The sequence below is a fragment of the Pseudomonas sp. NBRC 111119 genome, assembly GCF_001320125.1.
In the GTDB taxonomy this organism is placed as follows: domain Bacteria; phylum Pseudomonadota; class Gammaproteobacteria; order Pseudomonadales; family Pseudomonadaceae; genus Aquipseudomonas; species Aquipseudomonas parafulva.
Map to the genome: position 1 here is coordinate 33584 of NZ_BCAV01000003.1, position 20972 is coordinate 54555.

At 64.7% G+C, this 20972-nt stretch carries 18 protein-coding genes and 1 riboswitch; of the genes, 8 read left to right on the forward strand and 10 right to left on the reverse strand.

The window, feature by feature from the left end; genetic code table 11:
- Positions 1-101 precede the first annotated feature (101 nt).
- From cpdA to APH25_RS00360, 3 genes are read right to left on the reverse strand one after another with little or no spacing between them, the layout of a single operon-like run.
- Entirely contained in the window at positions 102-875 is a 774-nt protein-coding gene (cpdA, locus tag APH25_RS00350) for a 3',5'-cyclic-AMP phosphodiesterase (protein WP_060480717.1), read from the reverse strand.
- 40 nt (positions 876-915) lie between these two features.
- On the reverse strand, positions 916-1368 hold the full coding sequence (locus APH25_RS00355) for a DUF1249 domain-containing protein (protein WP_028631859.1): 453 nt from the start codon (positions 1366-1368) through the stop codon (positions 916-918).
- Complete coding sequence (locus APH25_RS00360) at positions 1359-1976, reverse strand: NUDIX domain-containing protein (protein WP_060480700.1); 618 nt, start codon at positions 1974-1976, stop codon at positions 1359-1361. Before APH25_RS00360 ends, APH25_RS00355 begins: the two co-directional genes overlap by 10 nt.
- 185 nt (positions 1977-2161) lie before the next feature.
- On the opposite strand from APH25_RS00360, the gene APH25_RS00365 reads away from it, so the two are divergent.
- Entirely contained in the window at positions 2162-2908 is a 747-nt protein-coding gene (locus APH25_RS00365; protein WP_060480701.1) for an RsiV family protein, read from the forward strand.
- Here APH25_RS00365 and cytX read toward each other — a convergent pair.
- Together cytX and thiC are read right to left on the reverse strand one after the other, a co-directional pair.
- Positions 2877-4160 carry a putative hydroxymethylpyrimidine transporter CytX gene (gene cytX / locus APH25_RS00370; RefSeq protein WP_060480702.1) on the reverse strand — a complete coding sequence of 428 codons (1284 nt, stop codon included), beginning with the start codon at positions 4158-4160 and terminating at the stop codon, positions 2877-2879. The genes APH25_RS00365 and cytX overlap by 32 nt on opposite strands.
- Positions 4161-4263: 103 nt before the next feature.
- Positions 4264-6144: a phosphomethylpyrimidine synthase ThiC gene (gene thiC / locus APH25_RS00375; RefSeq protein ID WP_028631863.1), complete on the reverse strand. Its 1881-nt coding sequence runs from the start codon at positions 6142-6144 to the stop codon at positions 4264-4266.
- A 154-nt stretch (positions 6145-6298) separates the two neighbouring features.
- Positions 6299-6405: riboswitch (TPP riboswitch) on the reverse strand.
- A 159-nt stretch (positions 6406-6564) separates the two neighbouring features.
- Between thiC and APH25_RS00380 the strand changes: the two genes are divergently transcribed.
- Complete coding sequence (locus APH25_RS00380) at positions 6565-7998, forward strand: TolC family outer membrane protein (protein ID WP_028631864.1); 1434 nt, start codon at positions 6565-6567, stop codon at positions 7996-7998.
- 24 nt (positions 7999-8022) lie between these two features.
- On the opposite strand, the gene waaA is transcribed toward APH25_RS00380, so the two are convergent.
- Both waaA and APH25_RS00390 read right to left on the reverse strand, forming a co-directional pair.
- A complete protein-coding gene (gene waaA, locus APH25_RS00385; protein WP_060480703.1) occupies positions 8023-9294 on the reverse strand; it encodes a lipid IV(A) 3-deoxy-D-manno-octulosonic acid transferase in 1272 nt (423 codons plus the stop codon).
- An 11-nt stretch (positions 9295-9305) separates the two neighbouring features.
- On the reverse strand, positions 9306-10196 hold the full coding sequence (locus APH25_RS00390; RefSeq protein ID WP_028631866.1) for a LysR family transcriptional regulator: 891 nt from the start codon (positions 10194-10196) through the stop codon (positions 9306-9308).
- 84 nt (positions 10197-10280) lie between these two features.
- On the opposite strand from APH25_RS00390, the gene APH25_RS00395 reads away from it, so the two are divergent.
- From APH25_RS00395 to APH25_RS00410, 4 genes are all read left to right on the forward strand, one after another.
- A complete protein-coding gene (locus APH25_RS00395; protein ID WP_060480704.1) occupies positions 10281-10613 on the forward strand; it encodes a multidrug efflux SMR transporter in 333 nt (110 codons plus the stop codon).
- A gap of 133 nt (positions 10614-10746) precedes the next feature.
- Positions 10747-11922 (forward strand): FAD-binding oxidoreductase, encoded by a 1176-nt coding sequence (locus APH25_RS00400; RefSeq protein ID WP_060480705.1) that lies wholly within the window; start codon positions 10747-10749, stop codon positions 11920-11922.
- Positions 11919-12731: an aldo/keto reductase gene (locus APH25_RS00405; protein WP_028631869.1), complete on the forward strand. Its 813-nt coding sequence runs from the start codon at positions 11919-11921 to the stop codon at positions 12729-12731. Before APH25_RS00400 ends, APH25_RS00405 begins: the two co-directional genes overlap by 4 nt.
- A gap of 50 nt (positions 12732-12781) precedes the next feature.
- Positions 12782-13759, forward strand: coding sequence for a hypothetical protein (locus APH25_RS00410; protein WP_028631870.1), 978 nt, complete (start codon positions 12782-12784; stop codon positions 13757-13759).
- A 28-nt stretch (positions 13760-13787) separates the two neighbouring features.
- Here the strand turns inward: APH25_RS00410 and hldE are convergent, their stop codons facing one another.
- Both hldE and msbA read right to left on the reverse strand, forming a co-directional pair.
- Entirely contained in the window at positions 13788-15209 is a 1422-nt protein-coding gene (hldE, locus tag APH25_RS00415; protein ID WP_060480706.1) for a bifunctional D-glycero-beta-D-manno-heptose-7-phosphate kinase/D-glycero-beta-D-manno-heptose 1-phosphate adenylyltransferase HldE, read from the reverse strand.
- A gap of 129 nt (positions 15210-15338) precedes the next feature.
- Positions 15339-17144 (reverse strand): lipid A export permease/ATP-binding protein MsbA, encoded by a 1806-nt coding sequence (gene msbA / locus APH25_RS00420; RefSeq protein WP_028631872.1) that lies wholly within the window; start codon positions 17142-17144, stop codon positions 15339-15341.
- Between the two features lie 146 nt (positions 17145-17290).
- Here msbA and APH25_RS00425 point away from each other — a divergent pair, with 146 nt between their 5' ends.
- Together APH25_RS00425 and APH25_RS00430 are read left to right on the forward strand one after the other, a co-directional pair.
- On the forward strand, positions 17291-19147 hold the full coding sequence (locus APH25_RS00425; RefSeq protein ID WP_060480707.1) for a bifunctional O-antigen ligase/aminoglycoside phosphotransferase family protein: 1857 nt from the start codon (positions 17291-17293) through the stop codon (positions 19145-19147).
- Between the two features lies 1 nt (position 19148).
- A complete protein-coding gene (locus tag APH25_RS00430) occupies positions 19149-20357 on the forward strand; it encodes an acyltransferase (protein WP_060480708.1) in 1209 nt (402 codons plus the stop codon).
- On the opposite strand, the gene APH25_RS00435 is transcribed toward APH25_RS00430, so the two are convergent.
- The gene (locus tag APH25_RS00435; protein ID WP_060480709.1) at positions 20340-20972 is read right to left on the reverse strand and encodes a CatB-related O-acetyltransferase; all 633 of its coding nucleotides are present in this window, start codon (positions 20970-20972) and stop codon (positions 20340-20342) included. The genes APH25_RS00430 and APH25_RS00435 overlap by 18 nt on opposite strands.

A 20972-nucleotide genomic window follows, 5' to 3' on the forward strand; every position in this document is an offset into this window, starting at 1 on the left:
GTGACGCCGGCGCAGGGACGCGCAGTGTAGCGCGTTCGACGGGTTTTGACGCTGCGTGGCGGGTTTGGCAACACTTTTACCGCTCAGCGCTGGTGTACCCGTCAGTACCCTGGGCTGTCGAAGTCCAGCGCCACGACGAAGTCCCGCGCCCGCTCAACCCCCGTCTCGATCATTCCGTCGGCATGCAGGCGCAGCCAGCGGTAGCCTGGCTGCTCGTGGCTGACCTGGAAGTCCTCGCTGCGCGCCGCGAACTGGATGCAGGTAGAAGGTGTAGCCAGTAGCCGTCGGCCCTCGCGCCATTCATCCCATTCTTGGTGCACGTGACCCCACAGCAAGGCGCGCACCTGTGGGTAACGCGCCACCACTGCGAACAGCGCCGGGGCGTTGCGCAGGGCGATGGGGGCAATCCAGGCGCAGCCGATGTCCACGGGTTGATGGTGCATGCACACCAGGCAGTGCCGCCCGCCCGCACTGGCCAGCGCGGCATCCAGCAGCGCCAACTGGGCATCGTCGAGCCAGCCGTGAGCGGCGCCCGGCACGGCCGTATTGAGCATGATGATGCGCCAGGCGCCCCGGTCTGTAACGGGTTGTACCAGCTCGGGCGCAACCTGGGCCATCACTTGGGCTTCGTCATGGTTGCCAGGCAACCAGCGGGCAGGTGCGGCAAAGCCTTCGGTCAGTTGGCGAAACGCCGCGTAAGACGCAACGCTGGCATCCTGGGACAGGTCACCGGTGCACAACAGCAGGTGGGTGTCCGGCTGCTCGCGCAATGCCTGGGCCACCACATGGCGCAGGCTGTCACGGGTATTCAGGCCCAGCATGCTGCCGCCAGGGTCGGCAAACAGGTGAGCATCGGTCAGTTGCACCACATTCACGGTGCCGGCAGGGTTCAGGTGCGGCAACGGCCGTCTCCTTTCAGCGGGCGCTTGCCAGTTCGTGACCACAGGCCAGGCAGTGGCTCAGCCACTCACCGAGAAACAGGTTGAGCTGGGCCTTTTCGTCCGGCTGGTGCATGGCGTCATTGGGGTAGGGATAGATGCTGCGCAGCCGGCGGGCATGCTCGGCGCTGACCACTTCTGCCATGCGCGCATCGTGGTACACCTGCACCTCCATGACCGGTACCGGCAGCCAGGGCAGGCTGTGCTCCTGGCGCACGCGCAGGGTGGTGGTGTAGGGGCAGGCCAGCACCACTTCGAGCACCAGCACACCGAGCATCTGGTCGCCCTGGGTCATGCCGATGCGGCGCGAACTCTGGGTGCTGCGCATGTCGGGCAGCAGCCGCATCAGCCGGGCGTAATTGGCTTCGCAGGCGGCCTGCAGCCCGGCCAGGTCGACCCGGTAGCGCTCGCGCAACAGGTTCACTTCCACATACCCCGGACTTCGTCACGGTTCAGCGCCAGCCATTGCAGGCCAATGATGGTAGCGGCGTTGCAGATACGGCCGTCACGCACCGCCTGCAGGGCATCCTCGAACGACCAGACGCGCACGCGGATGTCCTCGCCTTCGGCCTCCAGGCCATGCAAGCCACCCGCCCTCTCGGCACTGCACCGGCCCAGGAACAGGTGAACGTATTCATCACTGCCGCCCGGTGAGGGGAAGTAGCGGGTCATCGGCCACAGCGCGCTGAAGCTGAGGCCGGCCTCTTCCTCGGCTTCGCGGTGGGCAACCTCTTCGGGCTGCTCGTCCTTGTCGATCAACCCTGCAACCATCTCGATCAGCCAGGGGTTGTCGGCCTTGCCCAGGGCGCCGACGCGAAACTGCTCGATCAGCACCACTTCATCGCGTTGCGGGTCGTAGGGCAGCACACACACTGCGTCGTGGCGCACGAACAGCTCACGGCTGATCTCGCGCCCCATGCCACCGGCAAACAGCTCATGGCGCAGTTGCAGCTTGTCGAGCTTGTAGAAGCCCTGGAAGCAGTTGGCCCGCTTGACGATCTCGACCGCCCGGGGCACTGAATTCAACGTGTCTGACATGGAAATCCTCATTACCTCGATACCGCTTCGCGCCATCCTACTCTGCACGCTGGCACGTTTCACCCCCCAGCAGCAACCGTTGGGGCACACGGGACAGCAGGCGGTGTCTCTGTTAGCTTAGTGGCGAACTGAAGGCCGTGCCGACAGTCAAAGGCCGACTTTTCCCTGTTCTTGCAAGGATCATCATGACACTTGTCAAACTGACTTCCGTGGCTGTGCTGGCCATGGCCCTGGGTGCTTGCCAGAGCCTGTTCGCGCCCAACTACCGAGCCCCCCTCGAGGTCAAGCGCGAGGCCTGGGAGCACGTGAAACCCGGCTGCAGCGAACGTGACTGCCCGCTGGTGAACATTGATACCGTGCACTTCCCGGCGCTGCCCAAGCTTGATGCAATCGTTGAAAAACGCCTGCTGCAGCTGACCGAAGACAACGCGCGCGGCAGCGTACCGGCCACGCTGCAAGCCTACGAGCAGCAGTACCTGGCCAGCGCCGACAAGCGCAACAGCAGCTACCTGCAGGCCAAGGTACGCGAGCAGCATGACGGCTTGGTGATCGTCGAGCTGTCCAGCTACCTGGACACCGGCGGTGCCCATGGCATGCCGGGCCGCGCGTTCATCAACTACTCACGCAAGCTGGACAAGGTGCTGACCTTGCAGGACATGCTGGTACCCGGCCAGGAAGACACGTTCTGGAAGACCGTCGAGGAGTCCCACCGTGCCTGGCTGATCAGCGTCGGCATGGACAAGGACGCCGAGTTCCTCAAGACCTGGCCGTTCAAACGTTCGCCGCACATTGCCCTGACCTACGGCGCGGTGGTGGTGAAGTACGAGGTGTACGCCATCGCGCCGTATTCCATGGGCCATGTAGAGCTGAAAATCCCCTACCCGCGCCTCAACGGCGTGATCAAGCCTGAACTGTTCCCCGGTCGCGGCTGAGGCTCAGTACACCGTAGGTCAGCCCTGCCAGCAGCACCGCCGGCAGGGTAGCCCCCAGGTCCGGCGCCTGCGCTGCGATCACGTGGTAGGCCACCGCGCCGATTCCCCAGGCCAGCAACGCCGGCCAGTGCAGCCCAGTGGCCTGGGTCGGCAGGCGGCGACGGCGCACCCCGTAATGGTCCACCAGTACCACGCCGAACAGCGGCGCGAACACCGAACCGATCAGCAGCAGGAAGTTCTCGTACTGGGCCAGCGGGGCCAACAAGGCAATCAGGGTGCACAGCACACCGATCACCAGGGCCAGGTGCTCGACCTTGACCGGCACCAGCACGCCGCTGGACACCGCTGCCGAATGGATATCGGCGAAGGCCTTTTCCGATTCGTCCAGCAAGATGAGCAGCAACGGGATGCCCATGCCCGCCCCCGCCAAGGCCAGCAGCAATGCATTGACCTCGCCGCTGGCAGCGAAGGCGAGGGTGTAGGCCACGCCAAGGCTCATCAGCCAGGTATTGCCGATGAAGTAGCCCAGCACCGTGCCGCCGAACACCTGCCGGCCATCGCGGGCGAAGCGCGAATAGTCGGCGATCAGCGGCAGCCATGACAGGGGCATGGCGATGACGATGTCAAAGCCCACCGCCAGCGACATCGAGCCATCGCCGCTGCGGTTCCACAGGGCGGCCAGGTCCGCCTTGGCGAACAGGTTCCAGGTCAGCCACAGGCAGGCGCCCAGCAGCAGCCAGATACCCCAGGCGCGCAAGATCTTGCGCACGAAGGCCAACGGCCCGCTGACTGCCAGCGCGGTGGCCAGGGCGCCGAAGCATAGCGTCCACAGCATGGGGCTGTTCCAGGCACTGTCTTCGCCGAACGCGCGTGCGCCCAAAAGGCTCGCGGCGTCGCGCATGACGATGATTTCAAAGGCGCCCCAACCCACCAGTTGCAGCAGGTTGAGCAGCGCCGGTAACCGTGCGCCATGGCTGCCCAGGCTGAGCTTCAGGGTACCCATGGCGGACAGCCCGGTGTCGCTGCCGATCACCCCGGCGGCGCCCAATAGCAGCACCCCGACACCTGTACCCAGGGCGATCGCAAGCACCGCGCCGGCAAGGCCCAGGCCCGGTGCCAACATGGCGCCGACTTGCAGCACCATCAGGCCGATGCCGAGGGAGAACCACAGGGAGAACAGGTCGCGGGCGCCAAAGATGCGCCTGGCAGCGGGGACCGGGTGGTCGGGGGAGAACGGGCTGGGGGTGGTCATCGTTGTGATCGCCGAGAAGGTTGAGATGGGTGCTGAAGCGGCTAGCCTCTTCGCGGGTTTACCCGTGAAGGGGCTAGCCGCTTCGGTGCAGGTGTAAAGCCGGTTACACCTTGTGGTACAGCTGGCTGCCTTCCTGGCGGAACCGCTCGGCCTGCTCACGCATGCCCTGCTCCACCGTAACGTCCACGGTTTCGATCTTGGCGGCGTACTCGCGCACTTCCTGGGTGATCTTCATGGAGCAGAATTTCGGCCCGCACATGGAGCAGAAATGCGCGACCTTGGCCGACTCCTTCGGCAGGGTTTCGTCGTGGAACGCGCGGGCGGTATCCGGGTCCAGGCCAAGGTTGAACTGGTCCTGCCAGCGGAACTCGAAGCGCGCCTTGGAAAGCGCGTTGTCACGGATCTGCGCGCCGGGGTGCCCCTTGGCCAGGTCCGCAGCGTGGGCGGCGATCTTGTAGGTGATGATGCCGGTCTTCACGTCGTCCTTGTTCGGCAGGCCCAGGTGCTCCTTGGGTGTGACGTAGCAGAGCATGGCGCAGCCGAACCAGCCGATCATCGCCGCACCGATGCCCGAGGTGATGTGGTCGTAGCCCGGTGCGATATCGGTGGTCAGCGGGCCAAGGGTGTAGAACGGCGCTTCGTCACAGCATTCAAGCTGCTTGTCCATGTTCTCCTTGATCAACTGCATGGGCACATGGCCGGGGCCTTCGATCATGCATTGCACGTCGTGCTTCCAGGCAATCTTGGTCAGCTCGCCCAGGGTTTCCAGCTCGCCGAACTGGGCCGCGTCGTTGGCATCGGCAATCGACCCCGGGCGCAGGCCATCGCCCAGCGAGAAGCTGACGTCGTAGGCCTTCATGATTTCGCAGATTTCTTCGAAGTGGGTATAGAGGAAGTTCTCCTGATGGTGCGCCAGGCACCACTTGGCCATGATCGAACCCCCGCGGCTTACGATGCCGGTGACGCGCTTGGCGGTCAGCGGTACATAGCGCAGCAACACCCCGGCGTGGATGGTGAAGTAGTCCACGCCCTGCTCGGCCTGCTCGATCAGGGTATCGCGGAACAGCTCCCAGGTGAGGTCTTCGGCCACGCCGTTGACCTTTTCCAGGGCCTGGTAGATAGGCACGGTGCCAATCGGCACTGGCGAATTACGGATGATCCACTCGCGTGTTTCATGGATGTGCTTGCCGGTGGACAGGTCCATGACCGTGTCCGACCCCCAGCGGATGCCCCACGTCAGCTTGGCCACCTCCTCCTCGATGGAGGAACCGAGTGCGCTGTTGCCGATATTGCCGTTGATCTTCACCAGGAAGTTGCGGCCGATGATCATCGGCTCCAGCTCTGGGTGGTTGATGTTGGCCGGGATGATCGCACGGCCACGGGCAACCTCTTCGCGCACGAACTCCGGGGTGATCTGCTGCGGGATACTGGCGCCAAAGCTGTGCCCGGCGTGCTGCTCGGCCAGCAGGCCCGCGGCACGGGCTTCCTGCAGCTTCATGTTTTCGCGGATGGCCACGTATTCCATTTCGGCGGTGATGATGCCCTGGCGGGCATAGTGCATCTGCGAGACGTTGGCACCGGGCTTGGCCCGCCGCGGGTTGCGCACGTGGGCGAAGCGCAGCTTGGCGAGTTCGGCATCGTTCAGGCGCTCTTGCCCGAAGTGGGAGCTGAGCCCGGCCAGGCGCTCGGTATCACCGCGTGCCTCGATCCAGGCCGAACGCACATCGGCCAGCCCCTTGCGCACGTCGATGAGCACGCTGGGGTCGGTGTAGGGGCCGGAGGTGTCGTAGACCAGCACCGGGGCGTTGGTTTCGCCACCAAAGTCGGTGGGGGTGTCGTCCAGGCTGATCTCGCGCATGGGCACACGGATGTCCGGGCGCGAACCCTCGACATACACCTTGCGCGAGCGCGGGAAGGGTTGCACGGACTGCTGATCGACCTGGGCCGATTCACTGAGGTTGATCGCTTTTTCTTGTTTGGTCATCACAGGCTCTCCAGACGGCTTCCAAGCAGTGGAATGTCGGGGTGAACCTGAAGGACGCGGATGCACTCCTAGACGGGTGCGGTGCCAAAGACGAGGTGCCAACAGCCGCAAGCAGCTGAGACATTCCCGGACCTGGCACAAGAGGCTCCCCGGGAAGGCGAGCAATCTTGTTCCCTACGCAGGCGCTAACCTGATCAGGTTCAACGGGATCCGCACCTATGCGATCTCAGCCTTTGCTTCAAGGCACCCCGACAAGAACATGCGCAGTCTAGACTGGAGTGGCCCGCAAAGCCAAGCGGCTATCGGCCCGGACGATCGGCGGTGAATAGGCGATTGTTGCCCAATGCACACAGCACTACACTGCGTCATCGCACGATACTCAACAGTTCAGTAATTACATTTCGTACAAGGATTGCACCTATGCTGCGCAAACTTTCACTGGCCCTCGCCGTGTCTTGTGCATCCAACGCGATGGCCTGGGCAGCAGACGTGCCCCCAACGGTGAAGACCGACCTGGTCAGCGTGTACCAGGAAGCCGTGGACAACAACGCCGACCTGGCGGCAGCCCGCGCCGACTATGGCGCGCGGCGCGAAGTGGTGCCCCAGGCCCGTGCCGGGCTGCTGCCCAACCTGTCGGCGGGTGCCGAGATGATGAACACGCGCACCAAGCTCGACGAACCCTCGATCACCTCTACCCGCAGCGGCAACGCCTGGAGTGCGACACTGGCCCAGCCGATCTTCCGCGCCGATCGGTGGTTCCAGTTGCAGGCTGCCGAAGCAGTCAACGAGCAGGCCGCACTGGAACTGTCGGCCACCGAACAGAACCTGATCCTGCAGACCGCGCAAAGCTACTTCGCGGTCTTGCGCGCCCAGGACAACCTGGCCGCGACCAAAGCCGAAGAGGCCGCGCTCAAGCGCCAACTGGACCAGTCCAACGAACGCTTCGACGTGGGCCTGTCGGACAAGACCGACGTGCTGCAATCCCAGGCCAGCTACGACACCGCACGGGCCAACCGCATCATTGCCGACCGCCAGGTGCAGGATGCCTTCCAGGCCCTGGTCACCCTCACCAACCGTGAGTACACGTCGATTCAGGGCGTGGTGCACAGCCTGCCAGTGCAGGTGCCGACCCCCAACGACGCCAAGGCCTGGGTAGAAACCGCAGGCCGGCAGAACCTGAACCTGCTGGCCACCAACTACGCGGTGTCTGCCGCCGAAGAAACCCTGCGCCAGCGCAAGGCCGGCCACGCCCCCACGGTGGATGCAGTGGCCAAGTACCAGAAGGGCGACAACGACAACCTGGGGTTCAGCAACCCGTCGCCGCTGGGCGTGCGCTATGGCGGTGACGTGGAGCAGACCACGGTGGGCCTGCAACTGAACATCCCGATCTACAGCGGTGGCCTGACCAGCTCCCAGGTGCGCGAAGCTTACCAGCGCCTCAGCCAGAGCGAGCAACAGCGTGAGAGCCTGCGCCGCCAGGTGGTGGAAAACACCCGCAACCTGCACCGGGCGGTGAATACCGACGTGGAGCAGGTGCAGGCGCGCAAGCAGTCGATCATTTCCAACCAGAGTGCGCTGGAAGCCACTGAAATTGGCTACCAGGTGGGCACGCGCAATATCGTTGACGTGCTAGATGCACAGCGCCAGTTGTATACCTCGGTGAGGGATTACAACAACAGCCGCTATGCGTACATCCTCGATAACCTGAGCCTCAAGCAGGCAGCCGGCACGCTCAGCCCGCAAGACCTGCAGGATCTGAAGCGCTACCTGAAACCGGACTACAACCCGGACAAGGATTTTTTGCCGCCGGACCTGGCGGCGGCGGCGGCCAAGAACTTCGAGCGCAGGCGCTGAAACGGTGGCTGCGTGGCGGCGGCCTTACCTCAACAACCCACTCAACCCATCGACCAACCGCTGCAACGCCCCTTGGTTGGCCCGCATCACTGCCCTGCCCGCCTCGCCCATGCGCCGGGCGTCCTGCGGCAGCTCGACCAGCCGCTGCACCGCCTGGGCCAGCCCGTCGGCATCGTCCACCTGCTGCAGCGCCCCGGCCTCGCGCAGCATTGCGCTGATTTCGAGGAAGTTGAACACGTGCGGCCCCATCAGCACCGGTAGCGCCAGCGCGGCGGGCTCCAGCGGGTTGTGCCCCCCTGTCGCCACCAGGCTGCCACCCACGAAGGCGATGTCGGCCAGGGCATAAAGGAACAGCAACTCGCCCATGGTATCGCCCAGCAGCACCTGGCTCTGGCCCTGCACAGCGTCCCCAGCGGAGCGGCGTACCGTTGCGAACTGCTCGCTACACAGGGCATGCACGGCAGCGAAGCGCTCGGGGTGGCGCGGCACCAGAATCAGCAACGCATCGGCATGGCTCTTCAGCAGCTGCTGATGAGCCTGGAGAATCAGTGCGTCTTCGCCTTCATGGGTGCTGGCCGCGATCCACACCGGCCGCTGGGCGGCCCCCCACTGCTCGCGCAGCGCCTTGGCGCGTGGCAGCAGTTGCGGGTCGACTTGCAGGTCGAACTTGATCGACCCCGTCACCTGGACGCACTGCGGGCGCGCACCCAAGGTGCGGAAACGCTCGGCCTCCGTTTCGGTCTGCACCGCAATCAGGCTCATCTCGGCCAGCATGGGCCGGGTCAGCCTGGCAAAGCGGCCATAGCCACGGGCCGAACGCTCGGACAACCGCGCATTGGCCAGCGCGACCGGGATCGAGCGTTTGGCGCACTGATGGATATGGTTGGGCCATAACTCGGTTTCCATGATCACGCCCAGTTTCGGCTGCACATGGTCCAGAAAACGCCCAGCCGCCCAGGGCAGGTCATAGGGCAAGTAACAATGCTGCACCCGGGGTTCGTCGGCGAACAGGGCGCGAATACGCTCCGACCCGGTTGGGGTCATGCAGGTGAGCGTAATCGGCAGCTGCGGGTAGGCCTTGAGCAATGCGCGCACCATCGGCGCTGCGGCGATGCTTTCACCCACCGACACCGCATGTACCCATATACCGCCCTTGCGCATGGCTGGCAGTTTGAATGCAAAGCGCTCACCCAGGCGCTGGCCGTAGGCAGGCGCCTTGCGCGCACGCAGGTACAGGCGCAGCGCAACCAGTGGCAGACCGAGGTGAAACAACAAGGTATAGAGAGTTCTGTTCATAGCGGCGGAGTTTACCCGATAGCACGCAGGTGTACCGCAAAGCGCTCGGCCAGCCACTGTGCGGCGGGCCCGAGGGGCTCGTCCCGGCGCCAGGCCAGTTCCACCACCAATGCCGGTGGGCGCCATTCACTGGCCAGCTCGACCATGTGCGCCTGGTAGGTCGGGTATTGCACCACATGCCGCGGTAGCCAGGCCCAACCCAGGCCGCGCATCAGCAATTCGGCCATGGCGTAAAAGCTGTCGGCCCGCCACACCTGCGGGCTGATCGCCTCGCCGCCCGGGTAGCCGCTCTGCTGGGGGGTAACCAGCAATTGGCGGTGGCGTGCCAGTTGCTGACGGGTCACCGGACCGGCCTGCGCCAGTGGGTGGTCAACGGCGCACACGGTTACCATTTCCACACTCCCCAGGGCTCGCCGCTCCAGCGATGCCGGCATGCTTTCGTGGTGGAAGAACAGGCCAAGGTCGGCGCGCCGCTCGACCAGTTTGCGCGCTACGTCACCCTGGGCGCCGCTGGCCAGTTGCACTTCCAGAAACGGGTAACGGCTGGCCAGTTCATCCAGGCTGTCGATGACGGGCTGATAGGGCATGGCTTCGTCTTGCGCCACCCGCAACAGGGCTTCCTGGCCGCGCATCAGTGCCAGGGCACGGCCGTCCAGGCGTTCGCACTGGCGTAACAACTCGCGGGCATCGGCCAACAAGGCACTGCCGTTTTCAGTGAGTTTCGGCTGCCGACCGCTGCTGCGCTCGAACAGCGTGACGCCAAGGTCGGCTTCCAGCAAGGCGATGGCATTGCTGATTGCGGACTGCGCCCTGCCCTGCTCCCGCGCTACTGCTGAGAATGAGCGCAGCTCCGCCACGCGCAGGAAGGTGCGCAGCTGCTCCAAGTTCCATAGCTCGGCCATCAACCTATCTCCATACCAGATAGGTAATGACTTTACCGCATACTGGCACCCTCTAGAATGCGCGCATCATCAGGAGAAACCATCATGAATGCCTACACCTACCTCGCCATCGCCATCTGCGCCGAAGTTATCGCCACTGCTTCGATGAAAGCGGTCAAAGGGCTGAGCACGCCGTTGCCGCTGCTGTTGATGGTGGTGGGCTACGGGATCGCGTTCTGGATGCTGACGCTGGTGGTGCGCAGCATTCCGGTGGGGATTGCCTATGCTGTGTGGTCGGGTTTGGGCATCGTGCTGATCAGCGTGGCGGCACTGGTGATCTACGGGCAGAAGCTGGACGTGCCCGCCGTGCTGGGCATGGCCATGATTGTTGGGGGCGTGGTGGTGATTCAGGTGTTTTCCAAGACGGCGGGGCATTGATGCCGGGCCTGGGTTGAGCCTGGCGCTCGATCGCCCAGGCGCCGCAACTGCCAAGGCGAACACTCCCGGCTAACTGCCCACCCAGGCCCGACCCTGTATACTTGCCCGCTGTCCCAGTCTTCGAGGTACCACCATGCCATCTGCCATTACCACTGACGTGCTGATCGTCGGCGCCGGGGTCGCAGGCCTGTGGCTCAATGCCCGCCTGCGTCGGCTGGGCTACTCGACAGTGCTGGTGGAGCGCGCCAGCCTTGGCGGCGAGCAGACCATCAAGTCCCAGGGCATCATCCATGGCGGCACCAAGTACGCCCTGCACGGCGCCTTGACCGGCGCTTCCGAAGCCATCGCCGACATGCCCAGGCGCTGGCGCGAGGCGCTGGCCGGCAACGGTGAGCTCAACCTGGCCAACACCCGGCTGCTGTCCGAGGCCCACTACCTGTGGTCCCCCGGCACGCTGGCCGGCAACCTCACCAGCTTCTTCGCCAGCAAGGCGGTGCGCGGCCGCGTCGACCAGGTCAAGGGCGATCAATTGCCCCCGGCCCTGCAGGACCGGGCCTTCAAGGGCAAGGTCTATCGGCTGGCAGAACTGGTCATCGACGTGCCCAGCCTGCTGGCCAACCTGGCAGAACTGGCCGGTGACAGCCTGCTGGCAGGCGAACGCATCACCCCACTGCGTGAAAGCGACGAACTGGTTGGCCTGCAGGTGGATGGGCGCAGCATCATCGCCCAGCGCATCGTCCTCAGCGCAGGGGCCGGCACCGAAGACCTGCTGCACGCCCTGGGCCTGCAGCAGCCAGCCATGCAGACACGCCCCCTGCACATGGTGATGGCCAAGGGCGCCAACCTCAAACCCCTGTATGCGCACTGCCTGGGCGGCGGGCCCAAGCCGCGCATGACCGTCACCACCCACCCGGCTGCCGACGGCCAGTGGGTGTGGTACCTGGGTGGCGACCTGGCCGAAGCCGATGGCGTGGCCCGCGACAGCGCCGCGCAGATCGCCGCCGCGCAGCAGGAAGTGGCCAACCTGCTGCCTTGGGTCGACCAGGGCCAGGTACGCTGGGCCACCTTGCGCGTCGACCGCGCAGAACCCGCGCAATCGGGCCTGGTGCGCCCCGACAACGCCTTCCTGGCCGAACAGCAGCGCCTGCTGGTGGGCTGGCCGACCAAGCTGGCCCTGGCGCCGGACTTCAGTGACCGGGTCATCAACCAGCTGCAGCGCGACGGCATTCAACCCCAGGCCCACCCTGACCTGTCCGGCCTGCCACGCCCGCCTCTGGGCACGCCAGCCTGGGAGCAACTGCTGCCATGAGCCTGCCCACCCTGCACAATTTCCATCGCCCTTTGGGCAGCACCGGGCTGCAGGTGTCGCCCCTGGGCCTTGGCACCGTGAAGCTCGGCCGCGACCAGGGCGTGAAATACCCCGCCGGTTTCACCATCCCCGGCGATGAAGATGCCCGCCTGCTGCTGGCCCAGGCCCGCCAGTTGGGCATCAACCTGATCGATACCGCCCCCGCCTATGGCCGCAGCGAGGAGCGCCTCGGCCCGTTGCTGCGTGGGCAACGCGATGAATGGGTGATTGTGAGCAAGGTGGGTGAAGAGTTCGAGGGCGGCCTGTCGCACTTCGACTTCAGTGCCGCCCACACCCGCCGGTCGGTGGAACGTAGCCTGCAGCGGCTGGAAACCGACCGCATCGACCTGGTGCTGGTGCACTCCGACGGCAACGACCTGGCCATCCTGGAGCAGCAAGCGGTATACCAGACTCTGGCCGAGCTCAAGCGCGAGGGCAAGATCCTGGGCTTCGGCCTCTCCGGCAAGACGGTTGCTGGCGGCTTGAAGGCCCTGGAGCACGGCGACTGCGCCATGGTCACCTACAACCTGAACGAGCAGGCAGAGCGCCCCGTGCTGGACTACGCTGCGCAACACGGCAAGGCCATCCTGGTAAAAAAGGCCCTGGCCAGCGGCCACGTATGCCTGGCACCCGGTGTGGACCCGGTGCGGGCAAGCTTCGAATTGCTGTTTGCCCACCCGGGCGTTAGCAGTGCTATCGTGGGCACCATCAACCCGTTGCACCTGGCCCACAACGTGGCCACCGTCGCCCGCATCCTGGGCCAGCAGTGAGTTGCCCCTGGCCATGGCCGGGCAACTGAGCCGACGCAAGGAGAAGCCACGTGGCGCGAACGCTGATCCGCAAGAACCCGAGCAACTTCAAGACGCTGCCACTGCATGTAGAAGCCACCGCCGAGGGCCTGGTGTACCAGAGCATCGGCGTGCCCCTCAACTTTGCCCAGACCCAACAACGGCGCAAGCCCATCCAGGTGGATGACCCGCAGCGTTTCGTCGCCGAGCTGGCCAACCTGGGCGTCTCGGTTCGGCTCACCCTGCACTGGCAAAACCGCGATTACTGGGTGCTGGTGCGCCAGCGCCGACAAGACCGCGGCGACGTGGTACTGAAACTGATCTCAGGTTATGTACCGGCGCAGGAGCTGAACCTGCCCTTGCACACGGCGGTGCAGGAAGTGGCCGAAGAATGCCTGCTGGAAACCACCGAAGGGTGGCTGGGTGGGCGCTTCAACGAAACCTGGCTGCCCGTACCCTACGCAGCCGCCCTGCATTACCGTGAAACCCCGCACTTCCAGCTGGCCCCGCAGTCCGGCGCGGCGCGCCCGGTGCACTGCGGCCAGCAGGTGTTGCTGGAGCGGCCCAGGGCCTATGTGCACCTGCCCACGGCATCGCTGCAACTGATCTACGACATGCGCCTGGACGTGCCGCGGGACGCCAAGAAGCTCAGCCTGTTCCACGTCGATGAGCGGCTGGAAGGCGACCAACTGGTGGCGCGGCTGAACCGCAAGCGGCCAGACCTGTACCTGATGCCTTTGAAGGACGGCCAACCCCTGGCCGAGCTGTACACCCTGAAGAAGGACGAGCTGGTGCCGGCGAGCACTCGCGGCCTGTACCTGGCCGAGAGCTTTGCCCAGCAGGAAGGCTGGGTGGTGAAGGATGAGCGGGTGCGCTGGCGGGACTGGGTGAAGCAGCAAGGCCTGGTAGAAACCAAGCCCGCGCGGGCCAGCCACCTGCAGCGCTTTGGTGCCAAGGCGCGGGCCCTGCTGCGGCGGGCCAGGACGTCTCTGCGCAACCAGAGCCCATGACCGGGGCCATGGTGGCCCCGACGCAGCGTCAGTGCTTGCGGATTTTCTCGACGATGGCAGTGGTCGAGCTGTTCTCGACCAGCCCCAGCACTTTCACGGTGCCGCCGTAGCCGTTGACGATATCGGCACCCACCACCTGGTCGATGCCATAGTCGCCACCCTTTACCAGCACATCGGGCTTCACCTGGCTCAGCAGGTTTTCCGGCGTGCTTTCCGAGAAGCTGATCACCCAGTCCACCGCCCCCAGGCCCGCCAGTACCGCCATGCGCCGGTCGACACTGTTGATCGGCCGGCCTGGCCCTTTCAGGCGGCTGACCGACGCATCGTCATTGACTGCAACGATCAGCCTGTCCCCTTGGGCACGGGCCTGTTCGAGATAGGTCACGTGCCCGGCATGCAGAATGTCGAAGCAGCCATTGGTAAAGACGATGCGCTCGTTGTGGGCACGGGCATCATCGATGGCTACCAGCAGTTGCTCAAGCCCCAGCACCCCGCGCTCGGAACCCTCCTCGCGCTGAATGGCCCGGCGCAGCTCTGGTGCACTGATGGCGGCGGTACCCAGCTTGCCGACCACGATGCCTGCCGCCAGGTTGGCCAGGGCCACCGCATGGGGCAGCTCCTCGCCGGCCGCAATGGCGGCAGCCAGGGTAGAGATCACCGTATCGCCGGCACCAGTGACGTCGAACACTTCGCGCGCCCGCGCTGGCAGGTGCAGCGGCGGCTGGCCGATGCGCAGCAGGGTCATGCCGTGCTCGCCACGGGTCACCAGCAAGGCACCCATGTCCAGGTCATGCAGTAGCTGCAAGCCCTTGGCTACCAGCTCGGCCTCGTCGGCGCAGCGGCCGACGATGGTTTCGAATTCGCTGAGGTTGGGGGTAATGAGGCTGGCACCGCGGTACACGGAAAAATCCTTGCCCTTGGGGTCGGCCAGCACCGGGATACCCTTGGCGCGTGCTGCCTGGATCAGGCTCTGGTGGTTCTTCAAGGCGCCTTTGCCGTAATCCGACAGTACCAGCACCTTGACGCCTTCGAGCAGCTTGTCCACTTCCACCCCCAGTGACAGGGGGTCGGTGGCGAAGGGCTCCTCGAAATCGATACGCAGCAACTGCTGGTGGCGGCTCATGACCCGCAGCTTGACGATGGTCGGCTGATGGGCGATGCGCTGGAACACAGAGCGCACACCCGCCGCGTGCAGGCTGTTGGCCAGGCTGTCGGCGGCCTCGTCCTGCCCGGTGACACCGATCAGCGACGCAGGCGCACCCAGCGCCGCAATGTTCAACGCAACGTTGGCCGCGCCGCCCGGGCGATCCTCGATCTGATCGACCTTGACCACCGGCACTGGCGCTTCAGGCGAGATACGCGAGGTACCGCCATGCCAGTAGCGGTCGAGCATGACATCGCCGACCACCAGTACCGGGGCTTGATCGAAACGCGGCATGGACAACTTCATGGGCAACCCATATGAAAATAGTGAACAGGGACGGGATATTAGCACAGGGTGAACGGTGGCTTTACGGCCAGATCACCCTGGGAACATCCGGATACAACCGGGGCCGCCAGGGCCCCGGTGTGGCGGGTTTCAGGTGATATCGGCCTTGGCCGGTTCATCCAGGCCCATGGCATGCAGGCGGGCATAATAGCCATTGGCTGCCAGCAGCTCGGCGTGGGTGCCACGCTCCACCAGGCAACCCTGGTCCATGACCAGAATCTGGTCGGCCTTCTCGATGGTCGACAGACGGTGCGCGATCACCAGGGTGGTGCGGCCTTCCATCACGCGGTCCAGGGCGGCCTGGATGTGCCGTTCCGACTCGGTGTCCAGCGCCGAGGTGGCTTCATCCAGGATCAGCAAGGGTGCGTTCTTCAGCAACGCTCGGGCGATTGCCAGGCGCTGGCGCTGGCCGCCAGACAACAGCACGCCGTTTTCACCGATCTGGGTATCGAAGCCCTTGGGCAACTGGTCGACGAAGTCCTTGGCGAACGCCGCCTCGGCGGCCGCCTCGATATCGGCACGCGGGGCACCGGCCAGGTCACCATAGGCAATGTTGTTGGCGATGGTGTCGCTGAACAGCGTGACGTGCTGGTTGACCTGGGCGATGTGGCGGCGCAGGTTCAGCAGCTTGAAGTCTTCGATTTCAACGCCATCGAGCAGAATCTCGCCGGTGTCGTGGTGGTAGAAGCGCGGAATCAGGCCGGCCAGGGTGGATTTACCACTGCCGGACCGGCCCACCAGCGCCACCATCTGCCCGGGCTCGACGGTGAAGTTGATGTCGCGCAGTACCTGGCGCTCGGTACCTGGGTAGGTGAAGCTGAGGTTGCGCACTTCCAGGCGACCCTTGACCGAATCGCGCTCCACAGTGCCTTTGTCCAGCTCACGCGGCTCGTCCAGTTGCTCGAAGATGCTTTCAGCACCGGCGACGCCCTTCTGGATGGTCGAACTGACTTCCGACAGCTGGCGAATCGGCTTGGGCAGCAGACCGGCCAAGGTGATGTAGGCAACCATGTCACCCGCCGAGGCGTCGCCGCGAAGGTACAGCACCAGGAACATCAGCACCGCCATGGCCACGTAGATCACCAACTGCAGCAGCGGCGTATAGATGGCGCTGGTGCGGGTCATGCGCAGCTGCTTGTCGGTGTTGCTCTGGCTGGCCTTGAGGAAGCGCCGTTGCTCGTAGGTTTCGCCGCCGAAGCTGCGCACTACCCGGTAACCCTGGATGGTTTCCGATGCCACGTGGGTCACGTCACCCATAGCCACCTGGATCTTCTTGCTCTGCTTGCGGAATTTCTTGCTGGCGCGGCCCACCATGAAGGCGATCAGCGGCAGGATGGCCAGCATCACCAGGGTCAGGCGCCAGTTCATCAGCAGCAGCGAGGCAAACAGGAAGATCACGGTCATGCCTTCGCGGATCACCACCTTGATGGCGTCGGTGGCAGCACCGGTGACCATGGTCACGTTGAACGTGATGCGGGAAATCAGGTGCCCGGAGTTGTTCTGGTCGAAGTAGCGGTTGGGCAGGGTCAGCAGGTTATTGAACAGCTGCACCCGCAGGTCGTGTACCAGGCCCAGGGAGACCTTGGCCAGGAAGTAGTTGCCCAGAAACGAACCCAGCCCCTGCCAGGCGGCGATCAGAATGATCAGCCCAGGTACCGTGTGCAACAGGTTGAGGTCGCGCAGGTAAGGGACGTTGGGGAACAGCGAGGCGTCCGGGTTGGACAGGCCGTCGACGAAATACTTGAGGATATAGCCCAGCATGGGCTGAGTCGAAGCGAAGATCAGAAAGCCCAGGATACTAAGCAGAAACACGCCGATGTAGGGGCGGACATAGCCAAGTAGACGGAGGTAGATCTTCATGCTCGATGAACTGCTGGAGCCTTTGGCGTCTGTCATATCACGGAACATGCTGAAAATGGGGTGCTGACTTTAGCACAGGTTGCCTTGCACGTCGGTTAACGACGACCAGGCGCGTACCAGCAGCAATGCGTGCAAAGCTGGGTTAACATTGCCCGTTCTTCACACCCAGGCCCGTTTCGCTCATGTCCCCAAGCAGCCTCCAGAACGTCGGCAACCGCTTCTACGATTTCGTGTGCCTGTGGCTGCTGCCCGCCGGCATGCTCTCGCTGCTGGGTGCGCTGTTCTTCCTGCCCGATCGCAGCCTGCATCACAAGCTGTACTACGGCCTGTTCAGCATCCCGACGCTGTTGGCGTTATGCGTGCGGCCAAGTGCACTCAAGCCTTTGCTGCGAGAGCCGCTGCTGTGGCTGTTCCTGCTGTTTGCCGGCTATGCCGTGCTGAGCCTGGCCTGGTCGCCTTCGCCCACCGAGGCCGACAACCTGATCAAGCGCCCGTTGCACACCCTGATGCTGTTCCTGGGTACTGGCCTGATGCTGCGCTACCGCCCCGAAGCCCTCAAGGCGCTGTTTCTGGGGGCTGCCCTGCTGGCCTTGGTGGCCACCCTGCGCGACCTGTCCACCTTCGTGCTGACCTACCAGCCAGGTAGCCGGCTGATCGGCGCGGGGGCTCTGGACAACCCGTTGCTCAGCTCTCACCTGTTCGGTTTCTTCGGTGTCTACTGGCTGTGGATGGCGGTCAACAGCAAGCGTGCACTCACCGTGGCGCTGTGCACGGCGGCGTTCGCGGTGATGTTCGCCGCCGTGGTCGCGACCGGCTCCCGCACACCGCTGGTGGCCATGACCCTGGCCGTCAACTGGATCGCCCTGCTGTGCCTGGACCGCCGCTCCATTCCGTTGTTCCTGGCAGCGCCGGTGTTCATCGTGCTGGTGCTGCTGGTTGACCCGCAACTGATTACGGCGCGGGGCGACTCTTACCGCTTCGAGATCTGGCACACCACCTGGGAGCTGTTCCTGCAGCATCCGCTGATCGGCCATGGCTATGACGCGCCGCTGAGCATCGATGTGGGGGTGGGTTACCCCTTCAGTGAACCCCACAGCTTCGCCATGGGCGTCCTGTATTACGTTGGCATCCTGGGCATGTTGCCCTGGCTTGGCATGCTTGGCTACGCCCTGTATAGCGGCTGGAAATACCGCAGGCACCCGGCCCTGCAGATGGCCACGGCGCTGCTGGTATTCGGCATCGGCGCAGGCCTGACCGAAGGCGGTGGCATCCTCTCGCGGCCAAAGGAGCACTGGTTCCTGCTGTGGATCCCGCTGGCCCTGATCGCCGGGCTGAACATCGCCCGCCGAGGCGGCCGCCTGGTTGCAGCCACTCGCCACACCTTGACCCCTGTACAGGTGCAAGCACTGCACCAGGGCGCCAAGGTCATCGAAGAAGATGGCCTTGGGCCAAAGGTGCTGCTGCTGCAGGATGGCAGCTTCCTCAAGCTGTTCCGTGCCCGCCCCTGGTACACGGCCGGCAGCTTCTACCCCTATGCCCGGCGCTTCGTCAGAAACAGCCAGCAACTGGCCCTGGAAGGCATTGCCACCCCACAGGTAGTCGAGCTGCTGAACTACGCCGACGGCTCACAGGGCGTGCGTTACCTGCCACTGGCAGGCCGCACCGTGCGCCAGGCCCTGCAGGCCTGCCCGGCGCTGGCTGAGCGCCAGGCCCTGGTCGGGCGCCTGGGCCAGTTCATCGGCCGCCTGCACCAGCAAGGGGTGTACTTCCGCTCCCTGCACCTGGGCAACGTACTGCTGCTGGACAACGGTGAGTTCGGCCTGATCGACCTGGCCGACATGCGCCTGCTGCCCTCGCCCCTGTCCGCCGAACTGCGCCAGCGCAACCTGCGGCACATGCAGCGCTACGACGAAGACCGCCAGTGGTTGTTCGAAGAAAACGTTCAGGCCCTGCTGGAGGGCTATGACCTGTCGGCCAACCGCAGCATGAGCCGCGCCGTGCGCCAACAAGTGCAGTTGTCCCACGGGGCGCAGCGCTGACATGGCGCTGCTGGCCCCCCTGCTGGGCGCCCTGGTCTTTGCCCTGGCCCTGCTGAGCGCCCGCCTGCTGTTGCGCAGCAACCTGGTCGCTCGCCACCTGGCGCCAGTCGCCGGCCGCTGGGCCACCCTTGATGGCCTGCGCGGCTACCTGGCACTGGGCGTGTTCATCCACCACGCCGCGATTGCCTGGCATTACCAATACACCGGCCAGATCGGCATGCCACCCGAGCGGTTCTTCGCCCAGGTCGGCCAGGTGGGGGTGGCGCTGTTCTTCATGATTACCGGTTTCCTGTTCTGGAACCGGCTGCTGCAGCAAGGCCGGCAATTTGACTGGCGGGCCTTTGCCATCTCCCGAGTGATGCGCCTGTACCCGCTGTACCTGGGCCTGCTGGCGGTGGTACTGCTGAGCGTGTTCTACCTGCAGGGCTGGGCGTTGCTGGACACGCCGCTGGCCCTGGTCGGCCAGTTGGCCGGGTGGCTGGCGTTTCATCGCCCTGACATCAACCAGCTGGCGGGCACCGGCAACCTGATCTCGAACGTGACCTGGACCCTGAACTACGAAATCTACTTCTACCTGGCATTGCCGCTGCTCGGCATGGCCTTCGTCTACCGAGGCACGCTGCTCAGAACCTTGATCTGCCTGGTTGCCCTGTACGGGCTGGCGCAGCTGGTCGGCTGGGAGCATGCCCTGAAGAAAAAGTACCTGCTCAGCTTCGCAGGCGGTATTGCCGCCGTGTACTGGGTACGCAGGCCGGCGTTGGTGCAGTGGGCGCAGCGCCGCCAGGGCACCTGGGTGGCCGTGGGCTTGCTGGCCGTGGTCATGCTGGGGTTGAACAAGACCTTTGCAGTGTTCCCGCTGCTGCTGCTCAGCATCGTGTTCTGCATCGTGGTGTCCGGCAACGACCTGCTCGGCGCCCTGCGCCTGCGCAGCGCACGCTGGCTGGGGGAAATCAGCTACAGCCTGTACCTGCTGCATGGGCTGGTGCTGTGGTGGCTGGCTTACTACCTGTACCCTCGGTACGGGTTCAGCTATGACGACACCGGGGCATTCATGGCACTGGTGGTGGTGGCCTGCATTGCGCTGGTAGCCCTGAGCAGCGCGACCTTCCTGCTGCTGGAGAAACCCGGCATAGCCCTGGGCAAGCGCCTTGCCCGCCGACAGCAGGCACCCGGTGCACAGCTGGAGCCAGGCTCAGCGAACCGCGCCTGAGCCGCGCTGCCGGGCGTAGTCCAGAAACCCCTGGATATCCTCGCTGCACAGCTTGCCCACCACCTGGGCAATTTCGGCCGGCGGCCAGTCCCACCAGGCGCTGGCCAGCAGCTGGGCGCGCACCTCTTCCGGGAAGCGCCAACGCACTATTTGCGCCGGGTTGCCGCCCACCACCGCGTAGGGTGGCACATCCCGGGTCACCAGTGCACCCGCGGCTACCACCGCGCCACTGCCAATGCTCACCCCCGAGAGCAGGGTGCAGTTGGAGCACAGCCACACATCGTTGCCGATACAGACATCACCACGGCTGAAGGCGTAGTTCTCAATCCCGGCTGCTTCCTTGAGCATGGCCGGGAACGGATAGGTGGTTACCCAGTCCGCGCGGTGATGGCCACCCAGAAAAATCTGCACGCCCTCGGCGATGGAGCAATACGCGCCAATGCGCAGGGTTGCACCTTCATTCCAGTCATGCACCTCAGGCACGCCGTAGCTCCCCACACCAAAGGCGTACTGCGGGTAGCGCGCAGCAAACCGCGCCTGGCCACGCTCAATCGCCGGCAGCTTGCGAATGGCCCGCTTGGCCCGCTTGGCCAGGTAACGCGAAATCCACCCCAT